The organism is Bradyrhizobium betae, from assembly GCF_004123905.1.
Classification (GTDB): Bacteria; Pseudomonadota; Alphaproteobacteria; order Rhizobiales; family Xanthobacteraceae; genus Bradyrhizobium; species Bradyrhizobium betae_A.
In genome coordinates this window covers 1,050,009-1,066,194 of sequence record NZ_MZXW01000016.1, presented here as the reverse complement: position 1 = coordinate 1,066,194, position 16,186 = coordinate 1,050,009, and the positions used below count along the sequence as shown (strand labels likewise).

19 protein-coding genes and 1 tRNA gene are annotated in these 16,186 nt (G+C 63.5%); 10 read left to right on the top strand and 10 right to left on the bottom strand.

The genetic code is table 11. The features are described from left to right. Positions 1-5: 5 nt before the first annotated feature. Positions 6-1,799, bottom strand: a complete 1,794-nt coding sequence (locus B5V03_RS15360) for a peptide ABC transporter substrate-binding protein (RefSeq protein WP_129271107.1) — start codon at positions 1,797-1,799, stop codon at positions 6-8. 260 nt (positions 1,800-2,059) lie between these two features. After that, positions 2,060-3,478 carry a M20 family metallopeptidase gene (locus tag B5V03_RS15355; RefSeq protein ID WP_164988016.1) on the bottom strand — a complete coding sequence of 473 codons (1,419 nt, stop codon included), beginning with the start codon at positions 3,476-3,478 and terminating at the stop codon, positions 2,060-2,062. Between the two features lie 288 nt (positions 3,479-3,766). On the opposite strand from B5V03_RS15355, the gene B5V03_RS15350 reads away from it, so the two are divergent. The 3 genes from B5V03_RS15350 (at position 3,767) to B5V03_RS15340 (ending at position 6,127) form a co-directional block, all read left to right on the top strand. Further along, a complete protein-coding gene (locus tag B5V03_RS15350; RefSeq protein ID WP_129271105.1) occupies positions 3,767-4,738 on the top strand; it encodes a S1C family serine protease in 972 nt (323 codons plus the stop codon). A 30-nt stretch (positions 4,739-4,768) separates the two neighbouring features. Further along, positions 4,769-5,839, top strand: coding sequence for a phospholipase (locus tag B5V03_RS15345; RefSeq protein WP_129271104.1), 1,071 nt, complete (start codon positions 4,769-4,771; stop codon positions 5,837-5,839). Positions 5,840-5,920: 81 nt separating this feature from the next. Next, entirely contained in the window at positions 5,921-6,127 is a 207-nt protein-coding gene (locus B5V03_RS15340) for a hypothetical protein (RefSeq protein ID WP_129271103.1), read from the top strand. 86 nt (positions 6,128-6,213) lie between these two features. Here B5V03_RS15340 and B5V03_RS15335 read toward each other — a convergent pair whose 3' ends face one another. The 5 genes from B5V03_RS15335 to B5V03_RS15315 form a co-directional block, all read right to left on the bottom strand. Continuing rightward, positions 6,214-6,873, bottom strand: a complete 660-nt coding sequence (locus B5V03_RS15335; protein WP_164988015.1) for a DsbA family protein — start codon at positions 6,871-6,873, stop codon at positions 6,214-6,216. Between the two features lie 88 nt (positions 6,874-6,961). Further along, entirely contained in the window at positions 6,962-7,684 is a 723-nt protein-coding gene (locus tag B5V03_RS15330; RefSeq protein ID WP_129271101.1) for an LrgB family protein, read from the bottom strand. Then, positions 7,684-8,064: a CidA/LrgA family protein gene (locus tag B5V03_RS15325; protein WP_129271100.1), complete on the bottom strand. Its 381-nt coding sequence runs from the start codon at positions 8,062-8,064 to the stop codon at positions 7,684-7,686. The genes B5V03_RS15330 and B5V03_RS15325 overlap by 1 nt, the downstream gene beginning before the upstream one ends. A gap of 34 nt (positions 8,065-8,098) precedes the next feature. Continuing rightward, the gene (locus B5V03_RS15320; protein WP_129271099.1) at positions 8,099-8,584 is read right to left on the bottom strand and encodes a PaaI family thioesterase; all 486 of its coding nucleotides are present in this window, start codon (positions 8,582-8,584) and stop codon (positions 8,099-8,101) included. Positions 8,585-8,587: 3 nt separating this feature from the next. Next, positions 8,588-9,016, bottom strand: coding sequence for an acyl-CoA thioesterase (locus tag B5V03_RS15315; RefSeq protein WP_129271098.1), 429 nt, complete (start codon positions 9,014-9,016; stop codon positions 8,588-8,590). A gap of 103 nt (positions 9,017-9,119) precedes the next feature. On the opposite strand from B5V03_RS15315, the gene B5V03_RS15310 reads away from it, so the two are divergent. Continuing rightward, a complete protein-coding gene (locus tag B5V03_RS15310; RefSeq protein ID WP_129271097.1) occupies positions 9,120-9,668 on the top strand; it encodes a TetR/AcrR family transcriptional regulator in 549 nt (182 codons plus the stop codon). Positions 9,669-9,714: 46 nt separating this feature from the next. Here the strand turns inward: B5V03_RS15310 and B5V03_RS15305 are convergent, their stop codons facing one another. After that, complete coding sequence (locus tag B5V03_RS15305) at positions 9,715-10,215, bottom strand: hypothetical protein (RefSeq protein ID WP_129271096.1); 501 nt, start codon at positions 10,213-10,215, stop codon at positions 9,715-9,717. 203 nt (positions 10,216-10,418) lie between these two features. On the opposite strand from B5V03_RS15305, the gene B5V03_RS15300 reads away from it, so the two are divergent. Together B5V03_RS15300 and B5V03_RS15295 are read left to right on the top strand one after the other, a co-directional pair. Further along, positions 10,419-10,706, top strand: coding sequence for a PsiF family protein (locus B5V03_RS15300; RefSeq protein WP_129271095.1), 288 nt, complete (start codon positions 10,419-10,421; stop codon positions 10,704-10,706). A gap of 97 nt (positions 10,707-10,803) precedes the next feature. Further along, the gene (locus tag B5V03_RS15295; RefSeq protein ID WP_129271094.1) at positions 10,804-11,889 is read left to right on the top strand and encodes an AbrB family transcriptional regulator; all 1,086 of its coding nucleotides are present in this window, start codon (positions 10,804-10,806) and stop codon (positions 11,887-11,889) included. Positions 11,890-11,892: 3 nt separating this feature from the next. Here the strand turns inward: B5V03_RS15295 and B5V03_RS15290 are convergent, their stop codons facing one another. Then, positions 11,893-12,432 carry a disulfide bond formation protein B gene (locus B5V03_RS15290; protein ID WP_129271093.1) on the bottom strand — a complete coding sequence of 180 codons (540 nt, stop codon included), beginning with the start codon at positions 12,430-12,432 and terminating at the stop codon, positions 11,893-11,895. A 157-nt stretch (positions 12,433-12,589) separates the two neighbouring features. Between B5V03_RS15290 and B5V03_RS15285 the strand changes: the two genes are divergently transcribed. Continuing rightward, positions 12,590-12,674: transfer RNA gene (locus tag B5V03_RS15285), tRNA-Leu, on the top strand. Between the two features lie 351 nt (positions 12,675-13,025). On the opposite strand, the gene B5V03_RS15280 is transcribed toward B5V03_RS15285, so the two are convergent. Continuing rightward, positions 13,026-13,286: a DUF1488 domain-containing protein gene (locus tag B5V03_RS15280; protein ID WP_028140608.1), complete on the bottom strand. Its 261-nt coding sequence runs from the start codon at positions 13,284-13,286 to the stop codon at positions 13,026-13,028. A gap of 484 nt (positions 13,287-13,770) precedes the next feature. Between B5V03_RS15280 and B5V03_RS42315 the strand changes: the two genes are divergently transcribed. From B5V03_RS42315 to B5V03_RS15265, 3 genes are all read left to right on the top strand, one after another. Further along, entirely contained in the window at positions 13,771-14,457 is a 687-nt protein-coding gene (locus B5V03_RS42315) for a response regulator (protein ID WP_349643392.1), read from the top strand. After that, on the top strand, positions 14,342-15,226 hold the full coding sequence (locus B5V03_RS15270) for a transglutaminase family protein (protein ID WP_129271092.1): 885 nt from the start codon (positions 14,342-14,344) through the stop codon (positions 15,224-15,226). Before B5V03_RS42315 ends, B5V03_RS15270 begins: the two co-directional genes overlap by 116 nt. Before the next feature lie 126 nt (positions 15,227-15,352). Continuing rightward, the gene (locus tag B5V03_RS15265; protein WP_129271091.1) at positions 15,353-16,165 is read left to right on the top strand and encodes a transglutaminase-like domain-containing protein; all 813 of its coding nucleotides are present in this window, start codon (positions 15,353-15,355) and stop codon (positions 16,163-16,165) included. Positions 16,166-16,186: the final 21 nt, after the last annotated feature.

Here is a 16,186-nt window from a genome sequence, read left to right as displayed (position 1 = left end):
GGGGATCATTCCTCGCGGTACCAGTCGAAGATGTTGTCGGTTTCGTTGGCCCAGCCCGAGATCACCGGACGTAGCGTGTTCGCGGCGGCCTCCACCTTCAGGCGATGCATCGCCGGGATGAAGACGGTCTCTTCCCACAGCAGGTCGTTGCATTTGATGTACAGGGCGGCGCGCTTGATCGGATCCATTTCCTTGTCCGCCGCATTGATCGCGGCGTCATAGTCCTTGTTGACCCAGCGCGGGAAGTTGGTGCCCTGCCACTTGTTCTCTTTGGTTGCGACGCTGGTCGAGAGGTAGCGACGCATGTGCTGCGACGGATCCGGCTGGCTCAGCGGGATCTGGAACATCTCGAGGTCGGCGTAGAACTTGGGATAAGTGTCGGGATTGGCGACGTCGGAGGAGAAGAACACCGAGGCCACGACCGACTTCAGCTCGACGTCGATGCCGGCCTTCTGGCACGCCTGCTTGACGATCGCCTGGGTCTTCTGACGCGGACCGTTGATCGAGGTCTGGTACAAGAGCTTCAGCCTCTTGCCGTCCTTCTCGCGGATACCGTCGGCGCCGGCCTTCCAGCCGGCGTCATCGAGCAGCTTCGAGGCCTTCTCGATGCTGAACTCCCAGGTGGTGTTCTTGGAGACGAACTTTTCCGGACCATTGAGGAAGTTGGCGGTGGTGCGGCCGGCGCGGCCGTAAATCGCCTTCTTGATGGACTCGCGGTCGACCAGCATCGACAGTGCTTTGCGCACCGCCGGATCGGAGAACAGCGGATGCTTGGTCTTCATCGAGGAGCGCTCGCCGTCGACCTCGACATTCGGATCGGTGAAGTTGAGCGCGATGAACTCGGTGTCGCCGCCCACGGCGTAAATGGTCTTGCCCTTGCCGCCCTTCTCCAGGCGCAGCAGCACATCGTCCTCGACCTGGATGTTCCATCCGAAGTCATATTCGCCGGTCTGGATCACCGCGCGCGCCGCCGAGACGGCGTCGCCGCCACCCTTCATCTCGATCGTATCGAAATAGGGACGGTTCGCCATGTGATAGTCGGGATTGATCACGCCGCGGATGAGATCGCCGGGCTTGAACTCGACGAACTTGTAGGGACCGGTGCCCACCGGCGCGAGGTTGGCCGGGGCTTCTCGGGATTTCGAGCCGATATACTCGGCGAACAGATGCTTCGGCAGGATCTGGCCAGCACCGGCGCCGACGAAGGCATCGGCCCAGAACGGCGTCGGCTGCGCGAAGGTGATCTTGACGGTGAGATCGTCGATTTTCTCAACCTTGAGGTCGCGATAGGTCGCGATCGTCACGGTCGCAGTGGCCGGATCCTTAACGTATTCCCAGGTAAAGACGACGTCGTCGGCCGAGAACGGATTGCCGTCGTGCCATTTCACGCCGGGCTTCAGCTTCCAGGTCACCGACGTTCCGTCAGCCGCGAGGAGTCCGTTCTGGACCGAGGGGATCTCGGCCGCCAGAACCAGCTTCATATTGCCGTCCGGATCCCAGCAGGCGAGCGGTTCATAGAACAGGCGCGAGCCGTCCTGGTCCTTGGTGCCGGTGGCGAAATGCGGATTGAGCAGGGTCGGGCCCTGCCACCACAGCAGCTTCAGCGCACCGCCGCCGCCGCGCTTGGTCGGCTTGTAGGTCTGGACACCTTCCGCCATGGCGACGCCGCCAAGCGCGAGGATCTGGTTGGCGAGGGGTGCGGTGAGACCGACGGCAGCCAGACGCTGGATGAAGGCACGGCGATCCATCCGCCCGCCCTTCACGTCACCGATCATCGAACGCAGTTCTTTATCCAGCATGGTTGTCCCCGTCTGGTTCCCGTATGGATGCAGGCGGCCGCGAGGCGGCCACCGGGTTTTGTTCGGCAGTAGATGGCACACTGAATAGGCCGCCCGTCAACTGCGACCGTGTGTATGCAAACGGTGTTCTGGCTGTCCGTTGGGCAAAACCGCGTTCCGCAGCCCAAGCGTTCGGCAATCCGGCGTCAAAATGCGCCGAAACCCACGTTGCACTGCGGAAAATTTGTTCGCCGGATCAGACGAAGTATCGAGACGGAATTCTACGCCACGGACATATTCAATGGCGGCGCGACGTGGTCCGGCAGCGGACAGACATACGGTGTCTTGGCCGTCCGTCGCGCGAGGTCCGCCTTCGCGGCCTTGATCAGCTCCGGATCCGTCAACGCCTTGATGCCGATACCGGCCATCGCCTTGGCTGCCTGCACCATCGCCTTGTGGGCGTGTGGGCTCTTGCCCTGCGCCACCACCTGCCAGGTGTGGAAGGGCGTGCCGATTGCAACCGTCGGTGCGTGAACCTGCACGGTCGGCACCACCCAGCTCACGTCACCGACGTCGGTCGAGCCGACCAGCGGGTTGCGCTTGGCATCGAGAGGCACCAGGAAGTCGGCCAGCGGCCGATCGGTCGGCTCCATGCCGATGGCATAGTAGATCGACGCGATGTCCTTATCGGTCAGGGTCGCGCGGATCTGGCTCGCGAAGCTCTTGTCAGCATCGTCGAAATGCGGCGGTCCGAGCTCTTCCATGACCCGATGCAGCGCCTGCTCCAGCGGCGTATTCGGCAGGATGTTGGAGACCGCCGAGATGATCTTCATCTCGACCTTGGTCTCGGTCATCAAGGCCGCGCCCTCTGCGATCTTGCTGACACGCCCGACCAGCTCGTTCATGCCGGGAAGGTCACGGGCGCGGATCGAATAGCGCACGCGCGCATGGGCCTGCACCACGTTGGGGGCGATGCCGCCGGTATCGAGCAGCGCGTAGTGCACGCGGGCATCGCTCGGCATGTGCTCGCGCATGTAGTTCACGCCGACATTCATCAACTCCACCGCATCCAGCGCGGAGCGGCCGAGATGCGGCGAGGCCGCGGCATGCGAAGTTCGGCCGGTGAAGATGAAGTCGGCGCGCGTATTGGCGAGCGATGGCGTCACCGCCACTTCCCAAAAACTGTGCGGATGCCAGGTGATGGCGATGTCGGTATCTTCGAATGCACCCGAGCGCACCATGAAGGCCTTTGCCGCGCCGCCTTCTTCCGCGGGGCAGCCGTAATAACGCACACGGCCCGGCACCTTGTTCTCGGCGAGCCAGTCCTTCATCGCGGTTGCGGCAAGCAGCGCGGCAGAGCCAAGCAGGTTGTGACCGCAGCCATGACCATGGCCGCCGGTCTCGACCGGCCGGTGCTCGGCGACGCCCGCCTCCTGGCTGAGGCCCGGCAGCGCGTCATATTCACCCATGAAGGCGATGACCGGTCCGCCCTCGCCCCATTCGCCCATCACAGCAGTCGGAATGCCCGCCACCTTCTCGGTGATGCGGAAACCCTGGTGGCGCAATTCGGCGAGATGCTCGGCGGCGGAGCGCGCCTCAGTGTAGCACACTTCGGGCATGCCCCAGACCTTGTCGCTGAGGTCGATGAAACGTGCCTTGATCGTGTCGACGCCACGCCAGATGTCGCTGCGGTTGTCCATGCTTCGGTCCGTGATCCCTTGGTCAAACGAAGCGGCAATGGTTAGCAGCTTCATTGCAGCCCGCCTAGCACCTCGCCGGACAGCAGCCATGCGGTGGGGCCCGCCGAATTCAGCGGCAGCTTGCCGCCTATGCAGGCGTTCCCATGCCTTTCCAGGATTTCACACGCCGCTCTCTGGAATAGTTGGGAACGAGGCTTTCAAGACGGCCTCCTACGGCCTAAATTATGCGTGCTTCGCGCGTCGTTCCGCTAGCCACGGCAGGGCGTTGCACTCAGCCAGGAGAACTCCATGCCCGCCTTGACCGAATGGAGAGTGCCGCCGGCCAATCAGCCGCGTGCGAGCGATTACGGTTTCGATCTCGACCGCGCGCTCGCATCCGTGGTCGGCCTGCACGCCATCATCCCGCCGGACGCCTTCAGCGCCGAGACGCTGGGCACCGAACGCGCCGGCAACGGCGTCGTGATCGACGACGGGCTGGTGCTCACCATCGGCTATCTCATCACCGAAGCGGAATCCGTATGGCTGCACCTCGCCGACGGGCGCGTCGTCGAGGGGCATGCCCTCGGCTTCGATTCCGTCACCGGTTTTGGCCTGGTGCAGGCGCTCGGTCATCTCGACGTCGAGCCCTTGCCGCTCGGCAATTCGGCGAACACCGGGATCGGCGACCGCGTCGTGGTCGGCGGTGCCGGCGGTCGCACGCGCTCGGTCGCGAGCCAGATCGTGGCCAAGCAGGAATTCGCCGGCTATTGGGAGTACCTGCTGGACGAGGCCGTCTTCACCTATCCCGCGCATCCGAACTGGGGCGGAACGGCGCTACTCAACGCGCGCGGCGAGCTGATCGGCATCGGCTCGCTCCAGCTGGAGCGCGAACGCGACGACAAGGCCGAGCACGTCAACATGATCGTGCCGATCGACCTGTTGAAGCCGATCCTCGACGATCTGCGCAAGTTCGGCCGCGTCAACAAGCCCTCCCGACCTTGGCTCGGGCTCTATTCGACGGAGATCGACAACCGCGTGGTGGTGATCGGGATCTCCGCCAACGGCCCGGCCGCCCGCGCCGAGCTCAAGACCGGTGACGTCATCCTCGCGGTCGACGGCGAGAAAGTCACGAGCCAGACCGGCTTCTACAAGAAGATGTGGGGGCTCGGCGCTGCCGGCGTCGACGTGCCGCTCACCGTGCATCATGAAGGCGTCACCTTCGACGTCACGGTGACCTCGACCGATCGCTTCAAGCTGCTCAAGGCGCCGAAGCTGCACTGACGCCACCGAACTGACGCTAAGGAAGCGGCGATGACCGAGGCCGTCGTTGACGACATCGTGACCGTGCTGCCGCCGTTGCTGAACGCGCTTGAAGCGCTCGGCTTCTTCGTCCGCCATCTGCATCCGCCGGCCTTCGCGTCGGTGATGAATACGATCGATGCGCCGGACGAGGCGCTGCAAGCGGCATACACAGCGATTGGACAGTGGCCGGAGCAGTTCGCGGGCCTACGCGAGCGGCTCGACCGCGCCTGCACTGAAACCCTCGCCGCCTTTGCCGGCATGCGCGAGGTCGAGCGCGGCAACGGCGATCTCGTCGCCGTCTTCCGCGCGCTGCGCCACGTACCGCGCGCGCAGGAGGCACTTTATCCGCTGGCGCTGCAGTTTCCGCCGGTGAGCAATTTCTTTCTCAACGCCGCCAATCGCGGGAATGACGATCTGCTGTCGCGGCTGGAGGTCGGCGCGAGCGAAAATACCGGCATCTTCCACGACCACAACGAGCCCGGCAGCCGCGGCGGCTTCTCGGTCTACGTCCCCGAATATTATTCGCCCGATCGGACTTGGCCGCTGGTGATGGCGCTGCATGGCGGCAGCGGCAACGGACGCGGCTTCCTGTGGAGCTGGCTGCGCGATGCCCGCAGCCTCGGCGCGATCCTGGTGGCGCCGACGGCGACCGGACCCACCTGGGCACTGATGGGCGATGACGCGGACACGCCGAACCTGATGCGCATCCTCGAGACCGTGCGCAGCCGCTGGACCATCGACGCCTCGCGCATGCTGCTGACGGGCATGAGCGATGGCGGCACCTTCAGCTACGTCTCCGGCCTCGATGGCGCCTCGCCCTTCACGCATCTCGCACCGGTGTCAGCGACCTTCCATCCACTGATGGCCGAGATGGCGGACGCCGCGCGCCTGCAGGACCTGCCCATCTTCATCACTCACGGCAAGCTCGACTGGATGTTTCCGGTGCAGACCGCGCGGCAGACGCAAGCTGCGCTCTCCGCCGCCGGCGCAAACGTCACCTATCGCGAGATCGACGATCTCAGCCACACCTATCCGCGCGAGATCAATGCGGAGCTGTTGCAATGGCTGAATGGAGAATGAACAAGCTCTCCTTAGATGCGCCGCATGGCCGCGGAACCATCGCTTCGGGCCGACGTTATCGCCCGTCACCGGAGGTTCGCCATGCAGACTTTTTTCGGAATGATTTTGGGTGCGCTGCTGCTCGGCTGCGGCGTCTATGTCTATGACTCCATGCAGACGTCGTCGGTCGCCAATGGCGAGGTCGCGGCCGCCAATCGCACCATCGTGAACTGGGATGTCGCGAAGGCCGACTGGAATGCGCTGCAAGATCGCGCGCACAAGGACTGGGTCCGGATTTCGTCGAAGTAATTTTCGACCGGCCAGACATGAACAAGGCGCCGTCGCGGGTCCGCGGCGGCGCCTTTGCGCTGGCTGTGATAGCGCAGCTGCGCGTCTCAGTTCATCTTGGCCTTGCGGGCGTCCGCGATGACCTGCTCGAATTCGGCCATGCTGAGAACGCCGGGCACGCGGTACTTGCCGACGATGAAGGACGGCGTGCCGCGGAAGCCGAAGGCTTCGGCCTGCTCGTTGTTGCGCTTGAGGACCGCGTCGATGTCCTTGGCATGGTCGGTGAGATCGCGCTTCAACCGGTCCATGTCGACGCCGGCAGCCGCGAGCAACTCGTCGATACGCGGCTCGGTCAGGCGCGAGCTTACGCCCATCATGGCGTCATGGGCCTTGTGGTACTTGTCCTGATATTTCGCCGCGAGGGCGATCCGGGCGGCGGTAACCGAAACCGGCCCGAGGACCGGCCAGTCCTTCATCACCAGCCGCACCTTGCCGTCATCCTGGATGACCTGGCGCAGCTCAGGCTCGAGCTTGCGGCAATAGGGACAATTGTAGTCGGACCATTCGATGATGCTGATGTTGCCGTCGGGATTGCCGGCGACGGGAACGTCGGGGTCTCGCAGCACCTTGGCTTCGGTCAGCACTTCGTCATCGTCGGTGGCGGCCCGCGCCAGGGTGATCCCGCCCGCGGCGAGGGCACCCGCCCCGATCAGCGTCAGTGCGGCGCGGCGCGTCGGCACAAGGCCCTTCTTCAGAAATGTAGCCATATCTCGTCCCGTTTCGGTCCCATCTCCCGCCAATACGGGTCGGGACCGCGAATTGTTACGGATCGTATAGAGCGTCGCAGCGGCAATGTCATCGCACCAGCAGCGTGACCGCCAGGGGGACCAGGAACGACGTCACCAAAGCATTCAGGCTCATGGCGATACCGGAAAAGACCCCGGCGATCTCGTCGACCTGGAACGCCCGGGCAGTGCCGATGCCGTGCGCGGCAAGGCCGGCCGCAAAGCCGCGCGCGCGGTAATCCGTGACGCCGGTCCGGTTCATCAGCGGCGTCACGATGATGGCGCCCATGATGCCGGTGAGGATGACCGCGACCGCCGCCAGCGAAGGATCGGCGTGCAGGGATTCGGCGATGCCCATGGCAACACCTGCCGTGACCGATTTCGGCGCCAGCGACAGCACCACGTCGCGCGGAAGCCCGGCGAGCTCGGCCAGCAGCACCACCGACACCACAGCAGTGACCGATCCGGCGACCAGCGCCACCAGCATGGGCACGACGGAGGCAACCACGCGCTTGCGATTCTCGTAGAGCGGCACGGCCAGCGCGACAGTGGCGGGCCCCAACAGGAAATGCACGAACTGCGCGCCGGCGAAATAGGTCGTGTAGGAGGTGCCGGTCAGAAGCAGGAACGCGCCGATGATCCACATCGCATGCAGCACGGGATTGGCGAATGGATGCCGCCGCGTCGCCAGCGACACCGCATCCGTGCCGGCATAGACCAGCAGCGTGACGGTCAGCCAGAGCAGCGGCGACTGCGAGAGATAGACCCAGAGCGAGAACGGGTTGTCCTTCATTACGCGTCCTGTTGCTTCAACAGGCGGCTGACGAGGCGGAAGGTGAGCACGGTCGCGAGCAGGGTGACGACCACCGAGAGCGCGAGCACCAGGATGATGGCAATGCCGTGGGATGCGAGCAGGTCGAGCTTCTGCACGACGCCGACGCCGGCCGGCACGAACAGCAGCGACAGATGCGCGAGCAGGCCCCTGCTCGCCGTCTCGACGCCGTCGTTGCACAAGGGGCCGCGCGCGAGCAGCGAAAAACGGTCGCGGGCAAGCAGCAGGATCAGGAGCAACAGCAGGCCGAGCACGGGACCCGGCAGCGGCAGGCCGAGACCGTGCACGACCACTTCGCCGATCAACTGGCAGAGCAGAATGAGACCGAGACTTGCAAGCATGACCGCCGCATCAAGGAATGCGACGGCAGGCTTGTCAATCGCCGCGCATCGCAGGGGACGTGCGCGGCGTCTGCGGTGCCCCGCGTGGCAGCATCGCCATCAACGTTCCGGTCATGGTGGCGATCAGCCTGGTCTTGCCCTCGTGCTCGGCAAAGGCCTTGGCCTCGCAGAAGGTCAGCGTACGGCCGGGCTTGACCACCTCGGCCTTGAAGACGAAGCGCTCGCCTTGGGCGGGTGCGAGCAGCGTGGTCTTGAACTCGACGGTGAGGATGTCAGCCTCGCGCGGCATCAGGGTGAAGGCGGCAACGCCGCAGGCATTGTCCAGCCCCGCAGTGATGATGCCGGCATGAACAAAACCGTTTTGCTGCGTGAAAGCTGGCGAATGCAGCATCGCCAGCTCGGCCTCGCCCGGCGCCAGGCGGACGATCACGACGCCGAGCGTGTGCATCGCCGGCTGTCCCTCGAACATGGCGATGGCCGACGCACGATAGCCCGGATTCTTCGGCTCGAACGCGGTCATGGCTCAGGCCTCGGCCGGCTCGGTGAGATACCTCAAAGCGGTTTGGCGGATTGCGTCCGCGAACGGCGCTGATTTCCGCAACTCGCGGTCCATGTGCACGCCGATGATCTCGCAAATCGCGGCCATCTCGCCGGTCTCGGCATTCGTCATGTCGTGGCGGAAGCGGATCGATTTGTCGCGGATCTCGAGCAGATGGCTACGGATCTCGACGATGTCGCCTGCGAGCAGCTCGCGCTTGTAGCTGATGTTCTGCTGCACGGCGGCCATGCCTCGGCCGGAGGAGCGCAGATAGCTCGGCGTCAGCCCGAGGCGGGCGAACAGATTCCAGTTGGCCTCATCGAACTTGCCGACATACCACATGATGTTCATGTGGCCGACGTGATCGCACTGCCACGGATACACCGTGCCGCGATAGGTCGCCTCCTGGTCCATCGCCGTTTCTCCCTGCCCTTTTTGCGTATTGATACGGTAGCGTATCAGGGCCTCGCCGCGCTAGCAATACGGCACCGTATCAAGAACCGGTGAGGCTTCCTTCATGAGCGACGGCAAGGGCGATGCCTGGGTCGAGGCGGGGTTTACCGAGCTTGCCCGCTCGGGGGTCGAAGGGGTGCGGGTCGAGGTGCTGGCCAAGAATCTCGGCGTCACCAAGGGCGGCTTCTACCGCCGCTTCGCCGACCGCGCCGCGCTGCTCGAGGCCATGCTGGAACGCTGGCGCGAGGGGCGCGCAGCGTCGATCGCGCAGCAGACGAGCCTCGACGGCGAGGCGCCCCGCGAGCGGCTGAAGGCTATGATCCAGCTCTATTCCGAGCGGCTCAATCCAGAGGGCATGGCGATCGAGCTCGCCATCCGGCAATGGGCCCGCTCGGACGAGAACGCGGCGGCGGCGGTGGCAAGCGTGGATGCGGCGCGGCTCAGGCACGTCGCCGAGCTCTATCGCGCGACCGGCCTCGAGGCCGAGGAGGCCGACGCGCAGGCCTTCCTGTTCTATTGCTTCATCTTCGGCCAGAGCCTGCTGTTCGTCGAGCGCGGTCCACGCAAGCGATCACAGCTCGTGGCGAAATCGGCCGAGAAGCTGCTGGGCTAAAGCAAGAGGCCGGAGCCTTGCTCCGGCCATCGCATCATGTCGAAGCTCAGGCGGCGCCCTTCAGCTTCTTGTTGCATTCGCTGTAGTAGCCGCCGCCCTTCTCGATCCACTTCATGCCGCCATTGCCGTTGGTGGTCTTGTTGGCGTTGTACTGGTCGACGCAGGTGTGGAGGCGGGCCTTGCCGGCGGTCTCCTTGGCGTATTTCGGATCGACCGCGTTCGGGAAGACCGCGTTGCCCATGGGCATGGTCGGCGCGGGCGCAGCCGCAGGGGCAGCCTCCTTCTTCGCAGCCGCCTTCGGCTCGGCGGGAGCGGCGGGCGCCGCCGGAGCGGCCGCGGTCGGCGCAGCAGCGGGCGTGGCATCCGCACCGCACTGGGCCTTACGGAAGTCATTCCACTTCGTGGTACCGAGCGAGCCGTCCTTCTTGGCGGCCTGATATTTCGCGCTGCACTCCTGCGAGGTCAAAGCCTGCGCCGGCGCGGCCGCCACCAGTGCGGCAAATCCCGACACCGCAACTGCACACAACAATTTTGATTGAATGGTCATCCTTGTCTCCTCCTTGGTCTTCCCCCGGGGGAAGGTGAACCGAGGACTGCTATCCTAGCGTGCCGGCGAGTTGCGACAAGGAAGCGATGGCACCCGCCTCCAAAATATAGTGATCCCCCCTGTTCAGATTATTCATGTCGCGTTCAGCAACACGAGCCGACGTTCCCAACCCTCCGCCATTCTCTCAAGAAGAGTGCAACACCATGACCTTCACCTCTCGCCTCGCCGCCGTCGCTCTCGCCTCCCTGCTCGCAACCGGCACCGCCTTCGCGCAGACCGCTGCGCCGGCGGCCAAGACCGACGCCAAGACCACGACAGCCGCCCCCACCGACAAGAAGGCGCCGAAGGAGCACTCGGCCGAGTCGCTCGAATGCTCCAAGCAAGCCGACGCCAAGGGCCTGCACGGCAAGGAGCGCAAGAAATTCCGCTCGGAGTGCATCAAGAGCGCGAAGGCCGGCACCGCCGCGCCGGCCGCCGCCGACAAGAAGTAAATCCGTCACACTACGGTTCGCGATAGTGAGGGGCGCGCGCATTGCGGCATGACGAGCCTGCAATTGTGCGCCTCTTGCTGATTTGCAATAAGGTGGTGTGAAGCAAATCACCGCCTCCCTGCCGTTCGAATTGCCAAGCCGTGCCAATATCTTGAGCACGGTGGAGACACTCGTCATCGGCACCGCGGGCGGCCTGGCATTTCTGCTTGCGGGCCTTCCCGGCGGGCTGATCTCGGGCTCGATGATCGCGGTCGGGATCGCCGCGATCGCCGGGCGCAAATTGATGTTGCCGCCGATCCTGACCCAGACCGTACTGGTGCTGCTCGGCATCTCGCTGGGCTCGGTCGTCTCGCGCCATCTGCTTCAACAGGTCAGCGCCTATCCCCTCACCATCGGGCTGCTCGCGCTCGCGACCTTCTGCTCGACCTTCGGCTCGAGCTACTACCTCCAGCGCATCCATGGCTGGGACCGCACCTCGGCTTTCCTTGCCGGCAGCCCCGGCGCGCTGTCGCAGATCACGATTTTGGCGGTCGAGCGCGGCGCCGACCTGCCGGGCATCGCCGTGGTGCAGACCATGCGCGTCATCATCCTCACTGCGGCACTGCCGATGGTGCTGGCCATCGCGGGCGTGGCGCCTTCCGTGGCACCGTCGTTGACAACAGCGATCGCCTCGCCGCTCGACCTCGTCGAGCTGGTTGCCGCCTCGCTCGCTGCGGCGCTCGTGCTGCGGCTCATAAAATTTCCGGCAAGCTGGATGTTCGGCGCGATGATCGGCTCCAGCGTGCTGCATGGGGCGGGCTGGGTCGATGGCGGCCTGCCGAACTGGGTGCGCGGCGTGGCACTGATCGGCATCGGCGCCCTGATCGGCAGCCGCTTTGCGCGGATGCGGATCAAGACGCTCGCGGGCCACATCAATGCGGCACTGGGCTCGTTTGCCGTGGCGATTGCCGTCTCGGCCATCTTCGTCGGCATCGTCGCGCTCACCACGCAGGTGAAGTTTTCAGACGTCGTCGTCGCCTTCGCGCCGGGCGCGATGGACGCGATGCTGGCCCTCGCGCTCACGCTGCACATCGACCCGATCTTCGTCGGCGCTCATCACCTGTCGCGCTTCGTGTTCGTGACGATCGCGACGCCGGGCATCGTGCACCTGTTCGGGCGCACGCAGGACGATGTGGACGATTGACCGTTAGCGCTTCGCCGTCGCCACAAATCCCCACGCGGCGATCGCGGCCATCAACAGCGAGATCAGCACGTTGTAGCCGGCGAGCGAAAGGCCGAGGAAGCGCCATTGCACCTCGTCGCAGCGCACCACCTTCACGGTATCGAGCTTCGATAGCAGATCAGCGGCGCTGCCGAGATTGATGACGGGGCCGGAGCAGTCGGTCGGTCCCTTCCAGAACCCCCATTCGACGCCGGAGTGATAAGTGCCGAGGCCGGCATTGGCGAGCGTCGCCAGCGCGAGGATCGCAAGGCCGGCGAGCAGCAGCGGCCGCGGCGCGCCGCTCTTGGCGGCAAGCGCGATAAGCAAGCCGAGCGGGATCGCGAGATAATAGGCGTAGCGCTGCTCGAGGCAGAGCGGACACGGCACGATCCCCAGCACGAGTTGGAAGAACCAGGCGCCCGCGATCGTGGCCACCGCAATCAGTGTGACGAGAAGCGCGGCGGTCAGAGCGGGGCTCGGGCTGGCCTGCTTGAACGCAGGTATTGCGGCACTCTGGGTGGTCACGGCAGCCTCGTCTGGATGGGTCGCGCTGTAAGGCTCTAACCCCCGCCCATGCGGCTGTCGAGAACGGCCGGGATCACTTTGGCGCGGGTTGACCTCGCTTTGTCCATGGCTATAGTCCGCCGGCTTCGCGAGGCCCCTGTTCTGGGACCGACCGAGGGCCCCTGTGGCGGAACTGGTAGACGCGCTCGACTCAAAATCGAGTTCCGCAAGGAGTGCTGGTTCGATTCCGGCCAGGGGCACCAGAACGAAAAGATAAACAATAACTTACGCAGCCGGCGTGGCGCCGAATTTTCAGGGAAACTTTCGCACCGCGCTGAAAACACACGCAAAAATTCACTGCAGCCGCTCAGTTTGTTGGCATTCTTGTTGGGATCGGGAGTTCGCTATTCCGAAAAACGGAATTGTGCAGATGGCCCGCCACAGCGATGACGCGTGCCCAACCCAACCTGATCAGGACCAACGTCGCCTGCCGCGCCGCTTGGTCGCCCATAGAGGCGATTCAGCGATGATCTTTTCAGACTGAAGGACCGACGTTTCGGCATGCGTTGAGCAGTCTCGCAGATAAAGCGAAGCCCTCAGAAACCGAAAGCGGTTCAAAAATTACCGGCGACCAAATCGTAAGAGCCCCTACTGCCGCGGACGTACACCTTGGCAGCGGCGGCGCATATCAAGTCGCGATTGCAATCGAACACGCGGAGAAAGCCCGTTTCATCGTAACCGGCATCTGGTTGAATTCGCTTCAGCGCATCTTCGTCGATGAAAAACGATGCCTCGATAGCGCTGTCGTGTCCCCAGAATCGTACGGCACGCCGCGTGCGGTCGTATGAACGGCTATGGTTTGGAAACTCGATCATATGGTCGGGGCCGATCAGTTGTCGGTGAAGGAGACTTCCTTGCCGACTTATTCGATTTTGCGCCGGTCGATGGCCGATGGCCGATCTGCATCGACGCTCGCAACGGCCAAGCATGGCGCGGGGGAAAGAGCGTTAAGGCGATTGCGCCAACCCCTAAGTGGCTACGTTGAAAGCGAACTACAACCCTGCTCGCCCCTGTCACAGCAAATAGTTCTGCTTGACCTCGTTATTCCGCGGATGGGCATTATATCTCGAATATCACCGCGAGTTCACGGCTGTTATCGGTGACTGAGAGCATCGTGCTCCCGCCGCGACCAAGAGGCGGTCAATATGTCGAACATCTCCAAATTCGGACTCCGCGAGTGGCTGGTACCGCCGGTCCTGCTGCCGATCTTCTTCGCGCTTGTGATCGCTGGTGCGGTGCTCATTCAGTGGTAGTTGCTCGCCTGCGCGGGCCCGCGCCGCCAGCGCCAAAAGTCTCTGCATGATGGACCATTTCAGCAGCACGAGGGATACCCCAGCGAGGCAGCCATCGGGGGACGAGATACCTAGTATCAACTCGCACCCGCATTGCGGAGAGTTACCGATGACGTTCGGTCCGTCACGCAGTCCAGCCATCGTTCTCGTCGTAGAAGACGAGATGGTGCTCCGCATGCGCGCAATTGGCATGGTGGAAGACGCCGGCTACACGCCGTTGGAAGCGCTGGATACCGACGAAGCCCTCGCAATCCTGAGCTCCAGATCCGACATCGCGCTCGTTTGCGCCGACATCCAGCTGCCGGGCAGCATGGACGGCATAGGCCTTGCGCATACCGTGCGTAGACGGTGGCCGGCAATCGACGTCATCCTGATGTCCGAGAAATTGAACCCGCCGAGCATCGATCTTCCCCCTTGCAGCGAGTTCTATGGTAAGCCGCTCCAGGCTTGGCAGATCAAAGCTGGTATTCGTAGGATGATGGGCCACGCCCGAGGCGTGAGAGGACCCACCATCGTCCGGCTCTCCCCGTCAAGCGGCCAGCGAGCGAGCCCCCACCTACTCGTCGATCGGCGATATCATGGCGATCTTCCTCGTCCGGCATGTCACAACATATCGGTACCGGCGTGCGGTCAGGCTGGGCCGACATCAATTGATGGCGCGCCCGCGCGACAGTTTCGACCAGCGACTGATTGATTTCTCGCTCGATGTGACGCCCGCGCCCTCGGAGGTGAGGTGGCTGCACGACGTCTTCGGGAATTGTGTTGCGCAGGTCGAGTTTGGCTGTGACCGCGACTACTTGCGATTCGAGTGTATCATCAAGGTCGACCACACGCCGGAGAATGCGCCCGACTTCAGAATTGAGGACCACGCGAAAGACCATCCATTTGCGTATCAGGATGATGAGGCGCCGGACTTGGCACCCTATGTTCAAAGATGGTTCTCGGACCCGGAAGATCATCTCGGTCGATGGCTGGACACGTTTCTCGTGCGCGGGACCAGACGCCGTACGGGCCAGGTCCTGATGACCCTCAATGAAGCAATCTCGGATGGCTTTGCATATGACCGCCGCACGGCGCCAGGAACGCAAAGTCCCTCCACGACACTTGAACGCAGGAAGGGCAGCTGTCGGGACTTTGCCGTCTTGATGATTGAAGCCGCGCGAAGCCTGGGTTTCGCCGCACGCTTTATCACCGGCTATATCTACGTACCGGATCGCGATGGTCCTGCCTGGCTGGGCGGGGGAGCCACTCATGCCTGGTGTCAGATTTACGTCCCCGGCTCCGGCTGGGTCGAGTTCGATCCGACCAATGGGATCGTCGGAAACCGAGATCTGATCCGCGTGGCGGTGGCCAGGGTCCCGAGCCAAGCTATTCCCCTGTTTGGTAGTTATTGGGGAACTCGCGAGGATGAGCTTGGGATGGACGTGGACGTGAACGTCAAAACGACGTCAGCTCTGTCTTAATGCTGCTCAATGAACTGACAGGAACACGCCGTCTGCCAACGCGTTGGAACTTTTCCAGCGCCGCGCTGTATCGACACTTGCGATCGAAGTAGCCGCCGCAGGTTGGTCGACTATGGAGGACGCCGAGTGAAGATCCGGGTTGGCTATGAGATGATCTACGACTTTCCGCAGCCGACACCCATGATCATGGTCCTGGGCGTTCATTTTTCCCGGGCATCGGACGTTATCGTCCCCGATTATCTGGCCACCACGCCCTCAGTTGCGATCGTCCCCTATCGTGACGGCTTCGGTAACTGGTGCAGCCGCATCGTTGCGCCAGCGGGTCGAATGCGCCTGGCGGCTGACGGGATCGTTCGCGACACCGGCTTGCCGGACGTCGTTGTGCCCTCGGCTTCCCAACACGCGATCGAGGACTTGCCGGCAGAGACGATCGTGTATCTGCTCGGCAGCCGCTATTGCGAAACCGACCAGCTGTCCGATGTCGCGTGGAAACTCTTCGAGAAGGTCTCGCCCGGATGGGCTCGTGTTCAGGCGATCTGTGATTTCGTTCACAATCACATTGAATTCGGCTATGAGCACGCGCACGCAACCAAGACGGCCCGGGACGTCTTCAACGAGCGCAAGGGCGTGTGCCGGGACTTCGCGCATCTGGCCGTCACGTTCTGTCGCTGCATGAACATTCCCGCCAGATACTGCACCGGCTATCTCGGCGACATTGGTATGCCTCCCCCTTATGCCCCAGGGGACTTCGCGGGATGGTTCGAAGCCTATATCGGCGGGCGTTGGTACACATTCGATCCACGCAACAACGTCCCCCGGATTGGACGTGTGCTGATTTCTCAAGGACGTGACGCTGCCGACGTGCCGATTACCCAGACGTTTGGCCCCAACACCTTGGTCAGCTTCAAAGTGTGGACCGACGAGATCCCTTCTTCCTGAGCACAGGATACAGCGAGTCTG